The organism is Photorhabdus caribbeanensis, assembly GCF_018448885.1.
GTDB lineage: Bacteria > Pseudomonadota > Gammaproteobacteria > Enterobacterales > Enterobacteriaceae > Photorhabdus > Photorhabdus caribbeanensis.
This window is the reverse complement of the sequence record NZ_RCWB01000007.1, coordinates 113,535-137,920: the sequence shown is the minus strand read 5'-3', so window position 1 is coordinate 137,920 and position 24,386 is coordinate 113,535. Positions and strand designations below refer to the sequence as shown.

Genomic DNA, 24,386 nt, shown 5'->3' with positions numbered 1-24,386 from the left:
TATGCCAAAAATTGTATTTTTACCTCATAACGATCTTTGCCCTGATGGTGCAGTTCTGGAAGCCAAAGAAGGGGAATCTATTCTGAATGTTGCATTGCGCAATGGGATTGAAATCGAGCATGCGTGTGAAAAATCCTGTGCTTGCACCACTTGCCATTGTATCGTTCGTGAAGGTTTCGATTCATTGGAAGAGAGCTCTGAACTGGAAGATGACATGCTGGATAAAGCTTGGGGGCTGGAGCCGGAAAGTCGTCTGAGTTGTCAAGCTAGAGTCTCTGACGAAGATTTGGTGGTAGAAATTCCAAAATACACCATTAACCATGCCCGTGAGCACTGATTGGCAGGAGAAAAATAAATGAGCCTGAAATGGTCCAATAGCCGTGAAATTGGTGAAGCGCTATATGACAAATTTCCTGAAGTAGATCCAAAAACGGTTCGCTTTACTGATATGCACCAGTGGATTTGTGAGCTGGATGATTTTGATGATGCGCCTGAAAAATCCAATGAAAAGATTTTGGAAGCAATCCTGCTTGTTTGGTTGGATGAGTTTGAATAACAAATAGCATTAATTTGTTATTTATCCACTATCGTTTTAAGGTAGGCTGCTCTTCAATGAAAAACTGGCTTTGGCCGGTTTTTTTATAGGATGAATATCTGGCAGACGAAGAATTATATCGATAGAAGCTTAAATAAGCTTCTCACTGCCATCAAGCGGTAATAATAAGAGGTGAAAAAAGAATGACTAAACAAATCATGCCAATAACACTGTCTTATGAACCAGCAGCAGCTTGCTGGGGTGAAAAAGCGCTGATTAGTTCCAGTGAGCAAGGGATAACCATCCATCTGGTTGGTAAAGGTAAATTAGGTGCTATTCAGCGTGCCGGGCGTAAAATTGACGGTCAGGGAATTCGTCATGTGGCTCTGGTGGGTGAAGGTTGGGATTTAGAGAAAAGTTGGGCTTTCTGGCAAGGATTCCGCGCGCCGAAAGGTAATCGTTCTATCGAATGGCCTCAATTGCCTGCGGCTGAAAAACAGGAACTGGAAAGCAGAATTAAAATTATTGATTGGGTGCGTGACACCATCAACATGTCAGCGGAAGAGCTTGGGCCGGAACAATTGGCGAAGCGTGCGATTGACCTGATGTGTTGTATGGCGGGTGAATCAGTCAGTTATCGCATTATTAAAGGCGAAGATTTACGTGAACAGGGTTATGCTGGCATTCACACCGTTGGCCGTGGCTCTTCTCGCGATCCGATTCTATTGGCGTTGGATTACAACCCAACTGGCAACCTGCAAGCGCCGGTGTTTGCCTGTTTGGTAGGTAAAGGCATCACATTTGATACTGGCGGCTACAGCCTGAAACAATCTTCCTTTATGGATTCCATGAAATCGGATATGGGTGGAGCCGCAACCTTGGCAGGCGCATTGGCGCTGGCAATCAGTCGTGGTTTGAAGCAGCGAGTTAAACTGTTCCTCTGCATAGCGGATAACATGGTCAGTGGCAACGCCTTTAAACTGGGTGACGTTATTCATTACCGTAATGGCAAATCTGTTGAAGTGATGAATACGGATGCGGAAGGTCGTCTGGTGCTGGCTGATGGTTTAATTGATGCCAGCAAAGAAAAAGCGAAATTAATCATTGATGCGGCAACCTTGACCGGTGCGGCGAAAACGGCAGTAGGTAATGATTACCACTCTATATTCAGCTTTGATGACAAACTGGCGGCTGATCTGTTGGCGGCGGCTGCATCCGAGAATGAACTGTTCTGGCGTTTACCATTAGCTGAATTCCATCGTAGCCAACTGCCATCGAATTTTGCTGACTTGAACAACGTTGCTGCGCCATCGCATACTGCGGGCGCCAGTACCGCGGCGGCTTTCTTGTCTCACTTTGTGGAAGAATACCAAAAAGGTTGGATTCACATTGATTGCTCGGCAACTTATCGTAAATCCGCAGTAGAACATTGGTCTGCTGGTGCGACAGGTTATGGGGTTCGTTCGATTGCTAATTTGTTGTTGGCGAAGGCGAAATAAATTTATTTTATCTAAAAAACTGATTGGAGATTTTTATGGGTTCATTAAGTGAATTATTTTCGGTTGAGATTGATGTTCCAAGTGGTAGTAAAATAACACTTAGCCAACCGGAAGAATATCCTGCGAAGCTCATTGAGGCTCTGGTCAGTTTATTTAGCCAACGTAAACCTGTTCGCCGTGCTTTTATCATTCAAGCTCATGATAAAAATGTGGATGAAACCCCCAATTTATTAATTGGACTGGAAGTAAGTGGCGCCGTAGACGAAATTGAACAACTAATCCATGAAGCGGGCACTATTGCTTGTGAATACACATCGGAAGAAGAGCCGATTGACTTCTGTTTAGTTGATGAAAAAGAGAGTGGCATCAGCCATTATTTGATTCAGCATACGCAGCCATTTTACCAGCGTAAATTAGGCAGTTGGTTACGTGGAAGCATTCCGGTAATGAATAAGTGACTATTTAGCGAGTGATAAATAGTTGTTGGCAGAATTGAAGTCTCCATTTATTACTGAATCAAGTAAAAATTAAAGAGTCTGAGTCCAGTAAAATACAGGACTCAGACCTTGATAAACGTGTGTTTAATTGCTCAATTTTTGGGGATAATTCATAAAATCGGGGTGATTTTGTCTGCCATATATTTGAATAAAGATTAGTTACAAAAATTTTAATGACTCTTATTGAATGTTTTTACAAAATAACTTAATTTTAATAACTACTGTATAAATCTTATTTTTAACTCAATAACGTTTCATAATTTTGCCACACATGACCTGCCTCAACCCATTGTTATATATGGAATTATGAATAGTGTAATATGTGATGCTATTTTGGAATCTTATTTAGGATAGATAAAATAGACTAAAAATCATAAATAGATAATTATAATCTGATTTTGTTTTACATATATAATTAAACAATATTTTCAAATAATAAAATAAAACCAAAGTAATAATATAAATATATATTTTTAAGATAAAAATAAAATGCAATTCCAAATATAATTGTTAATCGAATAAATTAAAAGGCTGATAGCTTGTAAATAACTTAGTACCTCAATTATATACTAATTTCTTGTCTTTTAAATAAATAAAATCATGCGAAATTGATATTTCTATTTTTACATAAAATATAATTTAGTTTAAAAAAACTTACATAATAGATAAAGTATTCGTTATTTGGTAATACATATTGCTGTTATTGATTTCACTGGGTTTTATTGTTTATTTATTTTTTTTAATTTTGATTTCTAATATTATTTGTGGTTTTTAATCGCTTTTTAATAGCATCTAATCACTCTGAAATAAATTTTTATTATAATTTCACTTATTTTATGTGACTCTTTCAGTAGTTGTTTTATAAAATTATTAATAATGATTTTATAAAAATTTTTAATTTTATTATATAGATGGTTAACTTGGTGATAATTTTAAAAGAAAATACTGATAAAAATTGGCGATATTTTTTGTCTTAAATAGCTGTGTTATATAAAACAATTTTTTATTTATTTTATGTTATTTTTATCACGTTTATATTAAAAATATATGCTAATTGTTTTTTACGTAATTAATTTCAATATTACTTTTATGGACAGGGATTCTAAATTGCATCGCCGGGATAGTACATCACTTCCGGGCTTTATTGACAGGTATTTAATTGAATAAAATTTTTATATCTAAGCTTTGAACTTATGGATAAATAAATGTCTTTAAAGAGGGAAGATATTTAATCATCGAAAGATTCTTTTTCACTTGTTACTTGATCAGGACGTCTAAGTAAAAAATCGTCAGTTACAGATTGATCAGACAGAAAAAAACTATCCCATGTATTTTGTACGGGCGTAATAATTCGTTCCTTGCTTTTTGACCTAACAATAACTTCTAGGGAAACGGAGATCTGCGGGTAATCTCACATTCTGAGTTTGGTTGCTCATAAAAACTTTACTTCGATATATCATGACGCACCTCTTTCTTAACTTTCCGGTCCCGAATAGGAATTTATTTTTGCTGGCCTCTAAGGGACCTGTCAGCTCCGATCTTAGAACTCAGGTCAATATCCACTCATATTGCGATATTGTATTCTTCCTGCATAGATTGCCTTACGAACTCCGCAAATGGCTTCACATTTTTTCCTACCGAGGCTGATTCTAACGCTGATAGATACTGAGTTCTATTTTTCAGTTTAATTACCGTCCAAGGGTATCCTCCGATTACCAGCAAGAAATTCATTAAGAATCTGGCAGTGCGGCCATTCCCATCGGGGAACGGATGAATATAACCCAGAAAAAGATGCCCCAAGATAGCCTTTACCACAAAGTGTTTCTCAGTAGCGATCAACTCTTTCAGTGCTTCCATACAGTCCATCAATTGCTCGCTGGAGGGCGGTACATGCATTGAAGTGCGGATATAGATTGGTCCTTTGCGAAATCCCGCCAAATCCAGTCTGTTGATGATTCCGGCATCTACACAGGGATTGAACAGCGCAGTGAACCAGTCAGTTAAGCCAACGTCAATCAGATAGTGGATGTCCAAGCCTTCCTTATCTTCATGTGCTTCACGCAGTAGGTCTTTCACCTTGTTGAAGGCATCGTAATAGCCTCTGGCAGCCATTGCATCCTTCTGCTCTTTGTCCCTTTGGATGGTATCCGGCGACCAGTCACCTTTAGACAGACGCTCGATTAATTCTGGCGTAACTTTGTAACCCTCGATGGATAGTGAGTTGTAGGCATCGCTTATGTAGAGGTTGCTCATCATGGCGTGTGTTTTTTCGATTGAGCGCTCAAAGAAGTCAAAAGGTGGTGGAAAGTCATCAAATACCTCGACGACTTCTTGTCTCATCTCCTGCCACAAGAGCCTAACGCGAACTGCGCTTGGGGATTCTCCCCGACTACCACCTACTATCATCGGAATATAGTCAAATGGGTTAACCTGCTTAATACCTTCAAAACCGGCTCCTTCCATGATGGTTTGTAGTTTCCGGCTTTCGGCCTTCATCTTTAGCTGCTGGTAGGCGCCAATTAATCTGTTCCCTGAGGCAACATTCTTGGTTGTCAGTACTGCTTCTGAAAGCAGACTCAGATCAGCATTCCTGAGTGCTAGCTGAATGCTTATAGGGTTGGCTCTGAAAGTTTGTGGGCCAGTTTCAACGAGTGCGCTTTCTAACGAATGAACATTTATACCGTTTACTTTGACAGTCTTACAGGGAACCCTTCCCTTGATGATCACCATACTCATGTTGTTAGGTAGGTTAAGTGTGCGAGGCGTCGTGTCTGAGGTGTAGACAATTATCTGGTTTGGTAAGGCATTGTTTGCTGTATGTAAATCAAGAGAGGATTCGGGACTTAGCCAGTAATCACCTCCGAAGATATTTTCGACGTACTGCCCAACGAAAGACCAGATGGATTCATACCAAAGTACTGAATCACCCGCTTTTTCAGTCGTGAGATCTGCATCCAGGAGATACCATCCCCTGATGATTTGCTTGAAATAGCCTTTATTGATCAGAAGTGTGCGTTGTTTATCAGTGATTGACTTAGAACTCAGCACGTTGCCCACGGCCGCATCGCTTGCAGCTCTCAGCGCTTCTGCCAACCTTTCGTTTCCAGTTTTTGCCATGTCTTTCTTCCAGCAGATGTTTAAGTATTAGCTAATACGGGAATACAATATTAGCTATTACGATATTGAATTACTAGCTTTTACGAACTTGCATTATTAGCTTTTACACTCAAATACAGTGAATCTAAGTCCTCTATCAACTGATTGCTGATGGTCAACATGCTGCAAAGGCCAAACAGGTCGTTTGGGATTTTTTATAACTCCTCATATCGCTCAAACCGGATTGAGTTCCTTCAAAGTGCTCGACTATTTGCAAAGTTATTAAGGGCAAATTAACCCTAGTTTTAATAACAGTATTCTTTACTAAAAAGTTATTAATTTTTTTATTTAATGTTAAAGATCGCATTTTTGTAAACAAAAGAGGCGCTATTATGCATTAGTGAAATCACTTAACGACGGGTAAAGATAAGTTCTATTTGTTTGTATAACGATGAAACTTGTCATTCAATTTTAATAATTACTATTCATTCAGAGGTCTTTATGGGCAGTACCGGAAGTGTCAGTGCATGGGATGAGGCGTTATTAATTGCTGCTATTCAATATCCTGTTCCTGTGATTAAGGTGCCTGAAGATATTCAGGTTCAAGTGCGGCAGATTTGTAAAACAATCGATTCAACTAAAGCCGGTTATCCTGATTTGGATCTTATTGTATTTCCTGAATATTCCGCTCAGGGATTAAATACCAAGATCTGGACCTATGATGAAATGCTATTATCACTAGATAGTCCAGAAGTGGATTGTTTTCGTCAGGCTTGTATTCGCAATGATATTTGGGGCGTGTTTTCAGTCATGGAACGTAATGAAGATTCGTCACAGCCACCTTATAACGCCGCAATTATTATTAACAACAATGGTGAGATTGCATTGCATTACCGAAAATTGCAGCCTTGGGTGCCGATTGAACCTTGGATGCCGGGTAATTTGGGAATGCCGGTTTGTGAGGGGCCAAAAGGTGCGAAGCTGGCGGTGTGTATTTGTCACGATGGTATGTTTCCTGAATTGGCACGCGAAGCCGCCTATAAAGGCTGTAACGTTTTTATCCGTATTTCCGGTTATTCTACCCAAGTTAACGATCAATGGATCTGGACTAATCGCACTAATGCCTGGCAGAACTTAATGTATACCGTATCGGTTAATCTGGCAGGCTATGATGAGGTTTTTTATTATTTCGGTGAAGGTACAATTTGTAATTATGACGGTAACGTTATCCAGCAAGGCCAGCGTAATCCGTGGGAAATTGTCACCGCTGAATTGTTCCCGCGTCTGGCAGATAAGGCTCGTGAGAATTGGGCATTAGAGAACAGTATTTTTAATCTCGGTTGCCGAGGTTATGTTGGTAAACCTGGCGGAGAGAGAGCTAATTATTTGACTTGGGTGCGCGATTTGGCAAACGGTGAATATAAATTGCCTTGGGATGAAAGCATCCGTATTCGTGATGGCTGGAAATATTACCCAGAAGGTGTGAAATTGGGGCCATTGCCGAAAATTGATAAGTAAATAGATAGGTTGATAATATAACACCATAGAAGCGCTGCGATGCTGCTATTCTTTCCATCCTGTGTAAGCTTAAAGCATAGTGGAAAAGTGGTGAGTTTGGCGTTCTTCTGGTATCCCGGACATTATTTACGCCAGATTAAGCGCATTTCTGTTTCGATATTGGTAAACGCACTTAGCCCTTATCCTGCGTTACCGACGGAGATTAGCGCCATCCTGACACAAACCAGCAGTTTCACTTTAACCAGTGCCGATATTGATGGGATAACTTGGCTTTATGATCCAACCAGAAATAGTGGAAGCGATAAAAATATTGTGAAGAATCTACGAGCCCAACAGCAAATTGCCCTCTCTTCCTTAAATGAAAAAGATGATGGTGGTGTTGCGAAAGAGAATTGGCTCTGCACCCTGATGTTTGATGATGATCGCTATCTGCCTTTCGAAGGAACAGGCGCTATTTCAACTTGGACATTGGAATTCCCCGATCAGTCTGTGATTGATGTCTTGGTTCCCAATATCCTCACATCGCAGTTGAAAGATATTCAGATTCATCTTCATTACACTGCGTTAGATGGTGGTAAACCGTTTGCCACAGCAGTAAAAGGTAAAATGAAGAATGGGTAAATCGGTGCCCGGGAGAATAAATTATCCAAGACCTCGTTAGTAGTCAGAGCAGGGAGTTTTTCCTGCTCTGTACTATCAGTCTAAATCTAATTCCTTGAGTTTCCCTTTTCTGGTTCTTAACTGAGAGATAGATTCCAGAAGACGATTCGCGTTGGTTGGTGATCTCATCAAATAAGCTGTTTCTTGCAAAGATTCGAAATCAATTAATGACATAAGTACGCAACTTTCGCCATTTTTACGAGTGATAATCACTGGGCTACAATCGTTCACGACATTTATCATCGTTTCAGAAAGATTTTGTTTTGCTTCTGAGTCAGTTAACACTTTCATTTATCCTACCTATGCCAAGAAATAACCTGAAAAATACAACGAAGTGCCCATTGTTCGTACAACATACTGTACGGTTGTTTTTGTATCTTGCAAACTTCCAAGTTCGTAATTTGTGGTAGCTGAGCTATAGCGGTCATTATCAGATTAACTAAGGTGTCATATGTACAACTTTGACAAATACAAATATAAGGAGCAAAACGTTATCCGCCGAAAAAATGCAGGTTTCGTCCTTTCTGTCGAAGAGAATGAGCGTGTTGCACGGCTGATTCGTGTGTTTGATGCCGCAGTACAACTTTTTGGCGGAAATAAGAATGAAGCATGGACATGGTTAAAAAGCCCTGTTAAGAGCCTTGGTGCAGTCACTCCGATGTCTCTTATTGCAACTGAAAGCGGCGCACTTGAAGTGTTAGATCTCATCGGGCGTCTGGAGCATGGGGTATTCTCATGATTTCTTTATAGAATTAAGAAAAATCATTCTCCTTCTTTAACCTCTCTTTTCTAGATTAATGCCCAGTTAAATGTGAACTGGGCATTTTTTTAACGTCAGGATAGGTGGCAGGTTTACATTAAATAGAATCGATATTAATTATTTCAAATTATTATTATTTTAAATATATATTATTTTAAATATATATTATGTTTGTGAAATTAATATTATTCGTGAAAATATATTTTTGGTATTTTAATAAAGAAAAAATAAATAATTGATCATAATTAGTGAAACGTTATATCTTATGTGAAAGAAAGGGGTTTTCTGGGTTAAATATTGTTTTTGAATTTTGGTTTTATTTTATTCTTGGTTTTATCTGAAAGTATTTGTCTATACATCAGTTTAGGTATTTTCTGATTTTAAAGTTTTATTGTGCACTTTTTATGAATAAATTGTCTTTTGAGTAAAAGTATGTCTGAAAGATTCGTACAAATTATCTCTAATCTGCATGTTAGCAGGAGAACTTCTGGCCTTATATTCCGTGTGCTAAGAATAAAATTATCGGATAAATGAAAAACGGTGGAGTAGCATTTTCTTGCTCTCAGTATTTTAAATAAAGCTTAATCGTTGAGCCGGAATATCTGTTTTTTTCGAAATGGCCATATCCGGTGATCACCGCTTTAACGTTGCTAACAATTTGTTTTTAAGTCTCTTTTTATCATGGAGAGGCTAAAGGATTTGTATTGCCAAAAAATGAGATGTTCAACCTAACCATTATATCCGTCGAGTACGGTTCTAACTTCTATTAAACTAAGGGATTGTTTATGGGGAAATCATCAAGCAGGAGTGCGGAATATTTTTTTACTGGGAATTATTTCGCTGATGACAATGATAATGACATTAATGCCATTGGATTTGGTGGCTACATTTATGCCCGTGGAGGAAATGACCATATTACGTTAGGGTCGATTGCTGCCAAAGTCTATGCCGGCGCAGGTAATGACACGGTAGTCGGTGGTGCCGCATATTTATCCGTTGAGGATTCCACTGGTAATCTGATAGTAAAAGGTGGTGCGGGTTACGCCGATATTGATAAAAATGGTGATGGTAATATTTCATTTTCTGGCGCTGCGGGTGGCGTTGTTATGGATCATACAGGTCATCATGGTGATCTGGATTTTACCGGTGCGGCTATTTATAACGAAATGAACCGTAACGGTCTAACGGGTGATATGAGCTTCAATGGCTCTGGCGGCTACAATAAATTATGGCATGGAACTAATCAGGGCGATTTATTCTTTGATGGCGCTGGAGCGGGTAACAAAATTGACCGCACCTGGTATGACAATTACAACGGAAGCCGTGGCGATGTCACATTTAATGGCGCAGGCGCGGCAAATAGTCTTAGCTCGCGGACAGAGTTAGGTAATATTGTTTTCGAAGGCGCCGGGGTTGATAATCATATTGTACGTAAAGGTAAAGAAGGTGATATTACCTTGATTGGCGCCGGGGCATCGAACCGAATTAAACGTATTCGCCAAAAAGAAGATGTTTACGTACAAACCCGTGGTGATATTTCTTTCGAGGGGGCAGGTGGTTATAACAACATTTATTCTAATATTGCACATGGCAATATCAATTTCTCCGGCGCCGGAGCCTACAACCAAATATCAAGAATCGGTGTAAATAACAGTCTCCGTGATGAGACACTGGAATATGCTAAGGCTAAAGATATTGTATTAACCACAGCAACGATGGGCGGAACTTGGATTCAAGAAGCCCGACAAGTGACAGGTATTAAATCAACGGTTGAACCTGATACTTATCTTTTTGCCTTTGCTGACGAAATGTATACAAAAATCAGCAAAATTCAGCTCCAAAATGATCCCGAAACCGGTAAGCTCAATTATTACGCCACCTCTTGGTATAAGGAAGGTAATCACCTTAATGGTCTCGCTTCAACGGAGATCTCTTCCGGTAATGGATTTGTCAATATCAACATCAATGATGCTTATCGTCTTTTCAATTTAATGGTCGAACATCATCAGCCGGTAACTATTCATGCCGTTGAAGAGGGGTTATCTGAAAACGAGTGGATTATTTATGCGAGTGGAACAACGGTCAAAGCGGAAGATATCACTCTCTCTGATGCAAAGATGGGAGGAGATACGATCTTTGCCAATTGTCAGAAGTTTGATGTTTCCGCGGTGAGATCGAACCGTCAACCAAATACTTATGTGTACGCTAAATATTTGGAATCGTGCACGAGAGTGGTGGTGGTTGAACTAGGAAATGATCCTATCACGCAGGAACTCAAATACTTTGTTAATGCGTGGTGCAAAGCAGGTGATCATACCAGTAATCTGGCTGATGAAGATATTTCATCCGCAAACGATTACTACTCGGTGAGTGCAGGTAGTTGTGTGTTAAGTCAGCTTCAATATAGCCTTAATGCAACGATGCGGTGTGGTTCTGATCGGTTAGCACATACCGAAGAATACTGTCAGCAAGCACTGGTGAACTCATCTGCTAACAGTGGTGACAGTTCCGGTGATATTCAATTCAATGGCGCTGGCGGAGGAAATGTTATTACCTCCAGCGTCACCTATGGCAATGTCAATTTTAACGGTGCTGGTTTAGCAAACGTTATCCTTCATCAAAGTCAATATGGAGAAATGGATGTTAACGCTGGTGGTGCCGCAAATGTTCTGGTGCGGGTTGGAGATGGAAGATATTTGGCACATCTTCTGGCAGTTGGCAATATTTCGGTTCAAAAAGGCAATGGTAACAGTCGGGTTATTATGCTGGGTGGTTACAACACGCACACGCAGATAGGTAATGGCAGAGCGAGTTGGTTAGGTGCGGGCGGTTTTAATGTCATGACCCAAAAAGGAAATGGCAATGTCTCCTCGGTATTGGTGGGCGGCGCTAATGTGCTGACTAAGTTCGGTGCCGGTGATTTGGTTTCCGGTATGCTCGGTGGGGCTAACATTATCACGCATATCAGTGATGATGCTGAAATGTCGAGTACCAGGGCAATTGCGTTGGGTGGTGCTAATGTACTTACCAAGAAAGGACAGGGCAATGTGCTGGCAGTGATGGGGGGAGGAGCAAACGTTCTGACCCACATTGGTAATGGGAATACGACAGGTGTGATGCTCGGTGGCGCCAATATCCTGACCAAAGTAGGAGACGGCGATACTACTGGCACTCTGTTTGGTATAGGTAATGTACTTACCCATGTCGGTGGCGGTCAGACTTTGGGGGTAATGGGGGCAGCAGGCAATATCTTTACCAGAGTCGGGGATGGAACTGTGATTGCAGCCATGATTGGCGCAGGCAACCTCTTTACTCATGTTGGTAACGGTGATGTATGGGCGCTGATGGGGGGCGCAGTCAATATCTTTACTAAAGTGGGTGATGGTGATGCGTTGGCGCTGATGATAGCCGCAGGCAACGTATTTACCCACATTGGTGATGGGGGAAGTGTTGCCCTGATGCTGGCGAAAGGCAATGTCGCGACTAAAGTGGGTAATGGTATGACTTTGGCCGCAATGATTGGCGGCGCCAATATCTTTACCCATGTGGGAGATGGCAATACCTTTGCCGCCATGATCGGTGGCGCCAATGTGTTGACTAAGATCGGTAATGGTCTGACAACTGCTTTGATGATAGGTAAAGCTAACATCTATTCCCATGCGGGTAATGGCTCCAGTATTGGCTTGTTTGCCGGTGAACTGAACGTGATGACTAAAATCGGTGATGGTACAACGTTGGCGGCAATGTTTGGTCAGGCCAATATCATGACCCATGTCGGCAATGGCTTAACCGGTGTTTTGGCGTTAGGAGAAGCGAATATTGTCACCAAAACCGGTAATGATTTTATGGGGGTTGTTGCAGGGGCGAAAGCTAACGTTATTACTCATGTAGGCGACTCGATGACCGCTGGCGTACTACTTGGCGAAGGTAATATTCTGACCAAAGTAGGAGAGGGGACGACCGTCGGCTTGCTGGTGTCGAATGTGGGTAATGTTATGACCCATGTTGGTGATGGCACAACAGTGGGATTGGCTAAAGGCAAAGCCAATATCATTACTAAAGTGGGCAATGGTGATGGTCTTAATGCGGTTTGGGGGGAGGCCAATATCCTGACGCAAAAGGGGCATGGTGATCGTTATAACTTCGCGAAAGGTAAAGCGAACATCATAACCAAAGTGGGTGATGGACAAGAAGTGACCATCGTTCAAGGTGACGCCAATATTATCACTTATGTTGGTCACGGTGATGATTACACTGGCGCCTGGGGTAAAGCTAACGTCATTACCAAGGTCGGTGATGGGCGCAATGTGGTGCTTGCCAAAGGTGAGGCTAACATTGTGACTCAGGTGGGTAATGGTAACAGTTTTAATGCCTTGTGGAGTAAAGGGAATATTGTCACTAAAGTGGGTGATGGCATGCAGGTTACTGTGGCAAAAGGCAAAGCGAATATCACTACCACCGTGGGAAATGGCTTAAATGTAACGGCGACGCATGGCGACCTGAATGTGAATACCAAAGTGGGTGAGGGTGTTTCCGTTAACGTGGCATGGGGTCATTTCAATGTTAATACTAAAGTTGGAAATGGCCTGAATGTTGCGGTGATGAAAGGTAAAAATAACGCCAATATTCATATTGGTGATGGCTTGGGGATGAATGCCTCTTATGCACGTAATAACGTGGCGATTAAGGTTGGTAACGGTGATTTCTATAGCTTCTCTGTTGCAGCAAGCAATACGCCAAGCAACAAACTCTCTTCCTTCTTTGAACATATCAAACAGACAGCGTTAGGTGTGGGGGGCAGTCAGGCGATTAACTATCTGGTTGAGGGGGGCGAGGCTAATACGTCAGGGACACATAAAGGCAGAGGGGCGATTAATTTAGCCGAAGTTTCTGCTATTGATGGTTTTAAGCTGGATGAAATCGCACCAGTGAGTTCAGACTTGAGCAGCCGCCTAAATGGTTCTATAACAGCGGTCGAAACGCCCGAATTCGAAAATACCCATCATTCATTGAATATTAATGAAAGCGATGATCCGGAACAGGAAGCCAATCTGATCATCAATGGTAATTTTGAACAAGGTAATTACGGCTGGCAGGCAACTAATGGTATTGAGGCATATCACCCAGCCGGTGCTTACGGTCTTGATAACGAGGGGCATGGAGAGCGGGTTAGTGAACTTGATGCGGATAAAAACACTGCGATTTATCAGGATCTACAAAACTTGTTCGAAGGAGAAGTTATTTCACTGAGTTTTGATTTTGCCAATCGTCATAATGCTTATCTTACCAACAATGGCATGGAGGTTTTCTGGAACGGGGAACAGGTATTCTCAACTGCTGGAGATGCCGCTGGATGGCAAAACAAAACGCTGGAGTTGACAGCAAAAGCAGGTAGTAACCAAATTGCATTTAAAGGTACAGGTTTAAATGATGGCGTAGGTTATGTTCTCGATAATATTGTTGCGAAATCGGAGAGCCTACGACCAGCCAAGGCTGTTATCGAACAGATAAAACAGGATAAAGCGGCGCAAAATGCGTTAAACGATAAAGATAAAGCTGAAAAAGATCGCCGCATCTTAGAACAAGAGAAAGAGAAACAACTGGCAGCAATTGCAGGAGCGCGGTCTCAGTTGGAATCAACGGATCAGGCAGCGCTAAACACCAATGGGCAAGCACAACGTGATGCAATAAAAGAAGAATCACAAGCAGTAACAGATGAACTGCTCTCCATGACTCAAGGTTTGGATACACTGAATGACTTTGATAATTACCACGGTAAATCAGGTGATCCATGGCGTAATCAATTTGCTGCTGGATTATTGAACAATGTTCGAAGTAAATGGGAGCACACCAAATTTACTACACAGGAAGAGTTATTTAATGCTCAGAAAAATGTTACTGATAATCAACAAAAAATAAAAAAAGCGATTGCGCAATCGGAGGCAGGTGTAGCGAAAAGTGAGCAGCATCGTATTGGTATGCAACAAGATGCAATAGGCGCTTATGAAAAAGCAAAATTGAGAAAGAAAGAGGCGCTATTACAACAGCAGCAGGCAGAAAAAGCTAAGAATGATATTAACATTGCCTATCAGGAGGCAGAGAATCGAGGCAAACAGGAAATTGCTGTGGCTGAGGATAAAGTGATTCAGGCACAAACCGATGCGAAGAGCGCCAAGCAGAGTGACAATGCTAAGCCACAGCGTATGGGGGCACTTGGCAGCGGTTTGTCTGGAGAGGCTTACCAGTCAACGGCTATGGTTGAAACCAGCAGCCATGTCAACCCCGAGTTTGCTGTACAGGCAGATGGGCGATTCAGTGCAGGGTTGATGGAAGAAGATCTGGCCGTACTGAAAGATGCGGAAAACATGATTAATCGGTTGCAGGTTAATAATCAAATCCTGTTGGATAAAAATCTACTAACAACATCTTCTCAACATCGTGGGACAATAAAAGGGGATGTTTTACAAAAAATTGATAATAAAATTTTTGACTTTATAGCACACGGAAAAGAGCTGGAGGCTTATTCATTTCATTTTAGCCAGGACGGTAATGTGTTGGAAAAACTTAGCGAAATTATCCCGGAAATTGGCAGTGTGCTTCTGACTAAAGGAGATACCGCCGAGTCTAAAAAACTCATGAAAGGATTGTGTTTTGCTTTATCTGCTCGTTATTTAATGGAAGAACGAGTACATGGCTCAGGAGGCGGTAAAGCTTATATGATGTGGTTGAAGGACACTGTAAAAGCCTACAACGACAAATCAGTCAATAAGAAAAACGATATCAACGCCATCGAATCCGCTTTGTTAATCCAATATCGCCGTCAAAATATTGGGCTGGTTATTGAAGATTTATTATCGATGCAGTACAGCCAATTTATGGATGACTCTACTCTTGAAGCCTATAAAAAAGCGAATGCTGCCTATGGCGGCAAATTGAAAGCTAATGGATTGGCCGGGCCGAATATTAGTAATGCACTTAATTACTCTGCTGAGGGCTATGAATCCGTTATGGATAAGTTGCTTCATGTGAGAAAGTCGACTTACATATCATTCATGTCTGAAGAACATGCCATGTCTGTTGTGGTGCATAAAAAACTCAACCAAACAGTTTGGTCATTTTATGATCCTAACTATGGCGGCAAATCGTTTGCTAACTATAACGATTTCCGCCGTTTTATGGATGCGTTTCATAAAGGGTTTATAACGAGTTATAAATTTCAGGCAAGTAAAGAACCCGACCAAAGCTTTTATATTCACTTTAATAAGTTTGAAGAGGGAACCATTGCGAAATATGACGGCGTTTGGAAAACGTCGCGTGATGGTGAACAAAACTACGTATTGCGTGCATTGAAAGAGCAAGGCAAGGTATTTAACTTAATTCAAAACGTCACTGGCCGTGTAGTTGATTACCGAGAAGGTGATATCACCTTGGAAGTGACAGCTAAGCAAGGTAAACAAACTAAGAAGGTTCTGGTCGACATTGAGAGCAACAACTTTAAACAAGCGACCAGCTTTGTGCAGTTGAATATCGATAAAGTCCTCTCTTATCCAGCAACAAATCGGCTGATACTTAAAATGCCGGTTGATAGTGATGCGGCGAGCACGTTACTGGAAAAACTGTCATCAAGTGACATCATCAAAAACAAAAATGCAGGGGATTGGGAGCAGGTAGCTGTCACACCACAAGCCGATGAGCGTACGACTCGTTTTAGTTATCAGGTCATTATTCAAATGGAGGATAATCCGGTTGTTGCTAAAGCTGCCGCCAATCTGGCCGGTAAACACCCGGATTCCAGTGTGGTGGTGCAACTCGATGCTGATGGTAAATATCGTGTCGTTTATGGCGATTCTGCCAGATTATCCGGCAAGTTACGTTGGCAAATTGTCGGTCATGGCCGTGATACGTCGGAGGAAAATAACATTCGCCTGAGTGGTTACACTGCCGATGAATTGGCTGTCAGACTAAGGCAGTTCAGTCACGACTTTAAACCAGCGGGTAAACCTGACCATATCAGCATCGTGGGTTGTTCTTTGATAAGTGATGACAAACGGGACGGTTTTGCCCATCGCTTTATCACAGAGTTAGATAAGCAAGGTATTCGCAGTAATGTTTCCGCCCGCCGTAGCGAAGTAGCGGTTGATGCAACAGGCCGTAAATTTACCCGTGATGCCAATAACCAGTGGGTTAATAACTTGCCTGATAACAAAGTCGTATTCGAATGGAATAAACAAGATGGATTGACGACCAGTACAGAAAGGGTTATTCGCGGTATTACTGAAAGTGACATCATTCTTTCCAAAGTGGGATACTCTGGGGCTGATGTGGTGACGAGAGGGGCAGTTGCAGATTATCGTCGCCCTTTTACTGCGCCAAAGAAACGTGAAAATATTATTCAAATTGACCCTAACGATCAGTTTAGCTACTCCGGCAACATTCAGGTTAATGTGGGTGAAGGGGAGTTTACTGCGCTCAATTGGGGAACATCAAATGTCGGTATTAAAGTGGGTAGCGGTGGCTTTAAATCACTGGCCTTCGGTGACAATAATGTGATGGTTCATATCGGTGACGGTGACAGCAAACACAGCTACGATATCAGTGGTTATCAGGCGCTTGAAGGGGCGCAGATGTTTATCGGTCATCGTAACGTTAGTTTCAGTCAGGGCAGCAGTAATGACTTGATTGTGATGATGGATAAATCCATTCCAACGCCGCCACTGGTTAACCCATTTGATGGTGTGGCGCATGTTAGTGGGGTACTACAAAGTATTTCCCGCTCTGGTAGAGAACAGGATTGGTTAATCGCGCAAGATCAGCAATGGACTATCGCCGGTGCGAGCAAATTTGTGCAGGATATGTCTGGTTTGGATCAGACCAGTAGTGTGAACTACAAGACGTTGGTTGAGCTGGATTTACAGCATGAACGTAGTAGCCGTGGTTTGAAGCGAGATATTGAAGCCACATTGAATAAAAAATACTACCAATGGCTAACCAGCAATGTGAATGATATGGGCACAATGAGCCGCGCAAATAAATTCCGTCAGGCTAATGAGAAGCTGGCTTTTAACTTTGCCGTCGGTGGTCAAGGGGCAGATATCCAGGTAACAGCCGGAAACTGGAATTTTATGTTTGGTGATCATATCCAGTCGATTATGGATACCAACCTGGGTTCGTTGTTTGGTCTGATGACTCAGCAATATTCGACAACGGGTATGGCGAAGACCACTTTTACCTATCATCCGCAAGACTTGCCGCGTCAGCTTAAGAATAAGCTGCTTGGCCGATTAGCAAGTGTAAATGCAGAGACTACCTTAGCGGACATTTTTGCCGTGAATTACACCGCAGAGGGCTACATTGTTTCCCGTACAGGAGAACCGGTTAATAGCGAAGCGATTCTGCAAGAGATGCTGACAGTGATTGCAGACTTTAGTGGGGATCAACTGAAAGCTTTTACAAATCTAGAGGGATTGCTTGATGGTTTGAAAGCGGGAATTGATATGGGCGAGGATGGCGTCAGATCGTTTGCGGAAAGTCATGGTTTGCAAGAGAAAGCCTCTGATGAAAACCGTAAACCGGAATCTCCAGTAAACATTGATGGAAAGCGTACTCAGGCCGATGATACAGCAAAATTTGCATTTGGCTTTAACTCACTGAATCTGCCTAGTCTGTTTGCGACGATGTTCAGTAAAGATAAGCAAGCAGAAATGACGTCCTTAGCCACGCATTTGAAAGAAAACCTGACGGCTGATTTGCTTAATATGGAGGAAAAAACGTTTGATTTCCTGCGTAACAGCGGTCATTTGCATGATGATGGCGATATCCATATATCGTTGGGAAACTACAACTTCAACTGGGGTGGAGATGGTAAAGATCTCGGTGCTTATCTGGGAGATAACAACAACTTCTGGGGTGGTCGAGGTGATGATGTTTATTATTCAATTGGTACTTCCAACATCTTTACCGGCGGTGAAGGCGATGATCTGGGCGTCCTGATGGGACGTGAAAACTGGATGTTTGGCGGTAATGGCAATGATACCGCGGTAGTGGCCGGGCGTATTAACCATGTGTTTATGGGTGAAGGTAATGATCAGGCGTTTGTCTTTGGTGAAGGCGGTTTTATTGATGCGGGTAACGGACAGGATTACGTCACTATCTCCGGCAACTATAACCGAGTAGATAGCGGTGAAGGTCAGGATTATGTTGTCGCCATCGGCAATAATAACCAGGTTGAATTGGGTGGAGGCAATGATTTTGCCCGAGTATTTGGCAATGACAACCGGATCGACGGCTATTCCGGTAACGATGCAATAAAACTGATGGGCTATCATGCGGTAATCAACGGTGGAGAAGGTGATGATCACTTGATAGCTGCGGCGATTTCGAAGTTCAGTGAATTTGATGGCGGTGAAGGTCAGGATCTACTGGTGCTAGGCGGGTACCAGAACCGCTTCCTGGGTGGTTCGGGCGCAGACAGTTTTGTGGTTAGCGGAGAGGTGATTGATACGTCGGTCAATGATATCAACGCAGAAGACATGATATTGCTGAATGACGTTGACTGGCGAAACCTGTGGTTGCAGCGCAGCGGATATGATTTGGTGCTGTCAGTGAAGCGCCAAACTCGGGACAATAGCGCTCAGGGGTTATTTGAATCAGTAGGTTCGATTACCTTTGATGATTACTTTAATGGCAATCGCGCCAAATTGGTGACTCAGATAGGTGATAAGAACGTATTAGGGGAGCGTGAATTTACGGCACTGTCAGATAATGTGGTGGATTCTTTGATCCAGGCAATGAGTGGTTTTGCTCCGACAACCGGTGATAATGGTTTTATTGAAGGGCTAGAAAGTCAAGCGAAAGTGGCTATCGCAACGGCATGGGCAGATGTCACGATTGGCAAGGGGAAATTTGCTTAATTAAATTCCTGGTAATCAAGTGGCTCAAGATAAATGAGCCACTTTTATCGCTAATCGACTGGTTTCCTACATTAATTGCGTATCGGTATTAAGAAAGCGATGAATTGCCTTTAAAACTGCGTCTGGTTTTTCTGCATGAACCCAGTGGCCGCAACCGGCGACTACCCAAGCTTTAGCCTGTGGAAATTGTCTGGCGATATCGTCCCGATATTCTTCCTGAATATAAGGGGAGAGGCCGCCACGAATAAACAAAGCGGGATGAGGCCAGGTAGGGATTTCTTGCCAGCCGCTGATCTTTTCGTACTGGTCAATTAATACCGGCAAATTGAATTTCCATTCCCCTTGATGGAATGATTTCAGTAAAAACTGAATGACACCTTCTTCCTGAATATTTTCTCGCATAATTTTAGCGGCGTCTTGACGGGTTTTAACTCCGGCTTCTGTCACGTTGTTTAGTGCGGTAAAGATTTGGTCATGACGGCGAACCTGATAAGCGATAGGCGCTATATCAATAAGAACAATTTTTTCTATCCGTTCTGGCGCTAGCGCGGTTATTGCCATCGCGATCTTACCGCCCATTGAATGACCAATAATAATGGCGGCCTGAATTTGCAGATGATCCAGCAGGGAAATAACATCTTGTGCCATATCGTGGTAATCCATGTTATTTGCCCGTGGAGATAAACCGTGATTGCGTACATCAACTTGAATGACGGGATAGTATTGCTGCAAATCACGGGCCAAAACCCCAAGATTATTGAGATCACCGAATAACCCGTGGATGAATACCACAGGAGTAGAAGAGAGCGGATTTTCCGGTATCTGCATATGGTAATTTAACGGGGTGTCTAATTTCATGATGAGAATTATTTTCTGTCAGGTATTGATATCGTACCGTGTATATTGTTGCTTAAATTATGAAAAAGCAACTGGGTTGTACAATTATAGTTAATAATATCTTATGATTAAATGGTTATCAAAACGCTCATGCATCAAAAACTTGTTAATTTTTTCAATGTAATACTTAATGGATTGAAAAATAAATGTTCTTCAAGTAAATAGTATTATTAAATGGAAAGTTTTAAATAACTTATGAGATGATTATCGGTTCAATCATCTTAGTGAGGTTATTGATTGTGTGTTTATGTGATCTATATCTTAAAAAATTGTGTGTTAATTTTAATTTTTTGTGAAAAAATGATGAAAATTTACTTTATGTGTTATATGAATGAAGACATAAGGTACATTTAACAATAGCTACACCGTTCTAATAAGAATAAATAGAATCTGATTTTATACTATGGATTAGGGAATTAAGAAGTGAAGAAAAATTTACTAAAGAGTCTTTATTTTCAAGTTTTGGTTGCAATAACTATCGGCATACTTCTGGGGCATTTCTATCCACAGCTTGGTGCAGAAATGAAGCCATTAGGTGATGGGTTTGTCAAATTAATCAAAATGGTTATTGCTCCAGTTATTTTCTGTACCGTTGTAACCGGTATCGCAGGTATGGAAAGTATGAAAGCTGTTGGTAAAACAGGCGCTATTGCATTGGTATATTTTGAAATAGTTAGCACAATTGCTTTGATTATTGGGCTAATTGTTGTCAATGTTGTACAGCCTGGCGCGGGGATGAATATTGATCCCTCTACATTAGATGTTAAAGCGGTATCCCTATATGCGGAAAAGGCGGCTGAACAAGGGACAGTAGCATTTTTACTTGATGTTATTCCGGCCAGTGTCATCGGGGTATTTGCCAGTGGTAATATTTTGCAGGTCTTATTATTTGCTGTGTTATTTGGTTTTGCACTTCATCGTTTAGGAGAGAAAGGGAAACCAATCTTTAATATTATTGATGGTTTCTCTCATGTTATTTTCGGTATTATCAATATGATAATGCGGTTAGCTCCTTTAGGGGCTTTTGGTGCAGTGGCATTTACTATCGGGAAATATGGTATTGGTACATTGGTACAATTAGGGCAATTAATAGTTTGCTTTTATATTACCTGTATTCTTTTTGTGGTATTTGTTTTAGGAACGATTGCTAAAGCCACTGGGTTTAGTATATTCCGATTCATTAATTACATTAAAGAAGAATTATTAATCGTATTGGGAACATCGTCTTCTGAATCTGCATTGCCGCGTATGTTAGATAAAATGGAGAAAGTGGGATGCCAGAAATCTGTTGTTGGTTTGGTAATACCAACGGGATATTCATTTAATCTGGATGGGACCTCTATTTACCTGACAATGGCTGCGGTATTTATTGCTCAAGCAACGAATACTCATATGGATATAGTGCATCAAATAACGCTATTAGTTGTATTGCTTTTATCCTCTAAAGGTGCCGCTGGTGTAACAGGTAGTGGGTTTATTGTATTAGCTGCGACAATTTCTGCGGTTGGGCATTTACCACTAGCGGGGCTGGCATTAATATTGGGAATAGATCGTTTCATGTCAGAAGCAAGAGCGTTAACGAACCTAATTGGTAATGGCGTTGCAACGATTGTGGTAGCGAAACGTTGTCGTCAGCTTGATGAAAGTAAATTAAACGAAGTGTTAAATGCCAAATAAGTAGATCTTTAGGTTTTTACCTATTCGATGACCAATTAATAAAATAATGTCGGCTTTTACCGGCATTATTTCCAATTAATGAAGACCAGCAGCAATCCATATTATTCTCCTTCTGATATGCATACGTAACTTACTTTCAATTTATTGATGATAGCGAGTTGTCATGTAATTCAAAAAAAGATTCTATACCCGTTATCTTTCAAGTTGACTCTTTGTTGGCTGTACTCGCTCACCTTGGTCACATAGTTATCTATGCTCCCGGGGATTCGCTCCCTTGCCGTCGCGATCCATCTTGAAATCCATTGGGTATATATTTACTGTTGACAACATACAAAGATACGCATATCTTTACTTTTTAAATTTAGTAAAGAGGTGTTGTATGCCAATAGTTAGCCAAAAAAGGCAGGTGACGTTACCGCTTGAGCAATGTTTGATAGCTGGCATTCAGCCAGGTGATGAGTATGAGAGTTTTGTCAGCCGAAAAGGGGTCATTTCAATTGTCACAAAGCGCAAAGGTGCCGCGAAGGGGATATTGAAGGATGTCTTGACCGATCACCAGGTGAGTGAAGAAGAATCACTTGAGAGTGGCATGCACTGATGATTGCGGTAGACACAAACGTCTTACTCAGGTATCTGCTGCAAGATGATGCGAACCAATCTCAAAAGGCCAATGCACTCTTTGAAGGTAATCAAAAAATCTTAATCACAGATGTAGTCTTAGTTGAGACAATCTGGACATTGAGAGGCAAGCGTTACTTGCTACCTAAAGAGTCTCTGGTGAAAGTGTTGCACAGGCTTATTGAAGAGCCTAATGTTGTCTTCGAAGATGGTCATGCGCTCTGGTGTGCATTGGATGACTATATCAATGCAAAACCGATTAAATGCGGCGGTAAGACTAAGCAGGCCGACTTTGCGGATGCATTGATAGTGAATAAGTCTCAGCGGTATGGAATAAAAAATAAAGAGTCGGTTTCACCGCTTTATACATTTGATAAAGCTGCATTGGAGATCGACGGTACAGAAGAGCCTTAGAAGAAGAGAATTATGGCTGAGTTACGATCTTTAAATTATCTTGAAACCGTTGTCTACAGGCTAATACCTGTCGTTTAAGCTAAAAATAATCGATTGAAAGCTCCAGAAATATAAAAATAAGCCTCATCAATTATCTGGTGGGGTTTTTTGTGCTTAATGTGATCTGACAACATACAAACATCTTCTACGACAAAGGTGGAGAAGGGCTGTTTTTAAAGAAATTCTGTTAGCGGAAGGTTATGTTTATTAGCATTAGACTGGCGTCCCCTGCTGGAATCGAACCAGCAATTAGCCCTTAGGAGGGGCTTGTTATATCCATTTAACTAAGGGGACATAGCTTCATTATAACGGCTTTTCATTCATAATATAAGGCGTTATAAACTGTTTGCCTATTTAGTGATCGCTTGAATTGAGTACCATTCAAGTTGGATTGTCAGTAATATTTATATTATTGATGATTATCGGCGAGTCGTGCAAAAACTGATCTGCCGGATCTAGAAGGTTATTACTTGGAGAGATGTATGAAGTATCGTTTGGGCGGAATCGCTCTTACCGCCGTATTACTAGTTGGATGCGCTAATTCATCTGATACTGTTGAACAGGGGCGTTCAGACCCACTGGAAGGCTTTAACCGTACAATGTTCAACTTTAATTATGATGTTCTTGACCCTTATGTTTTACGTCCAGTCGCGGTAGTGTGGCGTGATTATGTGCCGATGCCTGCTCGAAATGGTTTGGGTAATTTTCTGAGTAATCTCGAAGAGCCGGCTAGTATGGTAAACAGTTTCTTGCGTGGTAATCCATATCAGGGGATGAAACATTTTAATCGTTTTTTCCTGAATACCATTTTGGGTATGGGGGGGCTGATTGATGTTGCAACGATGGCAAACCCTAAATTGGCAAAAGAAGAGTCAAAACGCTTTGGGAGTACTCTGGGCTATCATAAGGTGGGGTATGGCCCTTATGTTGTATTACCGGGCTATGGCAGTTTTACCCTACGTGATGAAGGGGGAGACTGGGCGGATATGACTTATCCAATGCTGAGTTATCTGACTATTTGGATGTCAGCCGGTAAGTGGGCATTTGAAGGGATTGAAACCCGTGCTCGTTTACTGGATTCTGATGGCTTGTTGAAGAACTCGTCAGATCCCTATTTGATGATGCGTGAGGCTTACTTCCAGAGCCATGATTTTATGGCAAGCGGCGGTAAACTGGAAGCCACGAAAAATCCAAATGCTGAAGCATTACAGGATGATTTAGATAGTATTGATGATTGATAACTCCTTATTGGGTTTTTAGCTGCGT

15 protein-coding genes, 1 tRNA gene and 1 pseudogene are annotated in these 24,386 nt (G+C 41.5%); 12 read left to right on the top strand and 5 right to left on the bottom strand.

The genetic code is table 11. The features are described 5' to 3' along the window. Position 1: 1 nt before the first annotated feature. The 4 genes from fdx to EAE90_RS07235 all read left to right on the top strand — a co-directional run bounded on the left by fdx (position 2) and on the right by EAE90_RS07235 (position 2,492). Positions 2-337 (top strand): ISC system 2Fe-2S type ferredoxin, encoded by a 336-nt coding sequence (fdx, locus tag EAE90_RS07250; protein WP_036779209.1) that lies wholly within the window; start codon positions 2-4, stop codon positions 335-337. 18 nt (positions 338-355) lie between these two features. Beyond that, entirely contained in the window at positions 356-556 is a 201-nt protein-coding gene (gene iscX, locus EAE90_RS07245; RefSeq protein ID WP_065390284.1) for a Fe-S cluster assembly protein IscX, read from the top strand. A gap of 182 nt (positions 557-738) precedes the next feature. Further along, positions 739-2,034, top strand: coding sequence for an aminopeptidase PepB (gene pepB, locus EAE90_RS07240; RefSeq protein ID WP_214052942.1), 1,296 nt, complete (start codon positions 739-741; stop codon positions 2,032-2,034). A 35-nt stretch (positions 2,035-2,069) separates the two neighbouring features. Continuing rightward, positions 2,070-2,492, top strand: coding sequence for an enhanced serine sensitivity protein SseB C-terminal domain-containing protein (locus tag EAE90_RS07235; protein WP_214052941.1), 423 nt, complete (start codon positions 2,070-2,072; stop codon positions 2,490-2,492). Positions 2,493-3,759: 1,267 nt separating this feature from the next. On the opposite strand, the pseudogene vapB reads toward EAE90_RS07235, so the two are convergent. Next, a pseudogene (gene vapB, locus EAE90_RS23695) lies at positions 3,760-3,991 on the bottom strand (type II toxin-antitoxin system VapB family antitoxin). A gap of 103 nt (positions 3,992-4,094) precedes the next feature. Beyond that, positions 4,095-5,648, bottom strand: coding sequence for a Fic family protein (locus tag EAE90_RS07230; protein WP_214052940.1), 1,554 nt, complete (start codon positions 5,646-5,648; stop codon positions 4,095-4,097). Between the two features lie 480 nt (positions 5,649-6,128). Here EAE90_RS07230 and EAE90_RS07225 point away from each other — a divergent pair, with 480 nt between their 5' ends. Beyond that, positions 6,129-7,145 (top strand): formamidase, encoded by a 1,017-nt coding sequence (locus tag EAE90_RS07225; RefSeq protein WP_214052939.1) that lies wholly within the window; start codon positions 6,129-6,131, stop codon positions 7,143-7,145. 90 nt (positions 7,146-7,235) lie between these two features. After that, a complete protein-coding gene (locus tag EAE90_RS07220; RefSeq protein ID WP_214052938.1) occupies positions 7,236-7,766 on the top strand; it encodes a Tc toxin subunit A-related protein in 531 nt (176 codons plus the stop codon). A 75-nt stretch (positions 7,767-7,841) separates the two neighbouring features. Here the strand turns inward: EAE90_RS07220 and EAE90_RS07215 are convergent, their stop codons facing one another. Next, the gene (locus EAE90_RS07215) at positions 7,842-8,096 is read right to left on the bottom strand and encodes a type II toxin-antitoxin system prevent-host-death family antitoxin (RefSeq protein ID WP_214052937.1); all 255 of its coding nucleotides are present in this window, start codon (positions 8,094-8,096) and stop codon (positions 7,842-7,844) included. A gap of 160 nt (positions 8,097-8,256) precedes the next feature. On the opposite strand from EAE90_RS07215, the gene EAE90_RS07210 reads away from it, so the two are divergent. Beyond that, complete coding sequence (locus EAE90_RS07210) at positions 8,257-8,544, top strand: antitoxin Xre/MbcA/ParS toxin-binding domain-containing protein (RefSeq protein ID WP_051560704.1); 288 nt, start codon at positions 8,257-8,259, stop codon at positions 8,542-8,544. Between the two features lie 806 nt (positions 8,545-9,350). After that, a complete protein-coding gene (gene rtxA, locus EAE90_RS07205; RefSeq protein ID WP_214052936.1) occupies positions 9,351-19,475 on the top strand; it encodes an MARTX multifunctional-autoprocessing repeats-in-toxin holotoxin RtxA in 10,125 nt (3,374 codons plus the stop codon). 66 nt (positions 19,476-19,541) lie between these two features. On the opposite strand, the gene ybfF is transcribed toward rtxA, so the two are convergent. Then, entirely contained in the window at positions 19,542-20,303 is a 762-nt protein-coding gene (gene ybfF, locus EAE90_RS07200; protein ID WP_422615981.1) for an esterase, read from the bottom strand. A 492-nt stretch (positions 20,304-20,795) separates the two neighbouring features. Between ybfF and EAE90_RS07195 the strand changes: the two genes are divergently transcribed. The 3 genes from EAE90_RS07195 to EAE90_RS07185 all read left to right on the top strand — a co-directional run bounded on the left by EAE90_RS07195 (position 20,796) and on the right by EAE90_RS07185 (position 23,081). Continuing rightward, positions 20,796-22,049, top strand: a complete 1,254-nt coding sequence (locus EAE90_RS07195; protein WP_214052934.1) for a dicarboxylate/amino acid:cation symporter — start codon at positions 20,796-20,798, stop codon at positions 22,047-22,049. A gap of 379 nt (positions 22,050-22,428) precedes the next feature. After that, positions 22,429-22,647: an AbrB family transcriptional regulator gene (locus EAE90_RS07190; RefSeq protein WP_214052933.1), complete on the top strand. Its 219-nt coding sequence runs from the start codon at positions 22,429-22,431 to the stop codon at positions 22,645-22,647. Further along, entirely contained in the window at positions 22,647-23,081 is a 435-nt protein-coding gene (locus tag EAE90_RS07185; protein WP_040149198.1) for a type II toxin-antitoxin system VapC family toxin, read from the top strand. Before EAE90_RS07190 ends, EAE90_RS07185 begins: the two co-directional genes overlap by 1 nt. 258 nt (positions 23,082-23,339) lie before the next feature. Here the strand turns inward: EAE90_RS07185 and EAE90_RS07180 are convergent. Then, positions 23,340-23,414: transfer RNA gene (locus EAE90_RS07180), tRNA-Arg, on the bottom strand. 188 nt (positions 23,415-23,602) lie between these two features. Between EAE90_RS07180 and mlaA the strand changes: the two genes are divergently transcribed. Further along, positions 23,603-24,358: a phospholipid-binding lipoprotein MlaA gene (gene mlaA, locus EAE90_RS07175; protein ID WP_214052932.1), complete on the top strand. Its 756-nt coding sequence runs from the start codon at positions 23,603-23,605 to the stop codon at positions 24,356-24,358. The last annotated feature ends 28 nt before the right edge of the window (positions 24,359-24,386 follow it).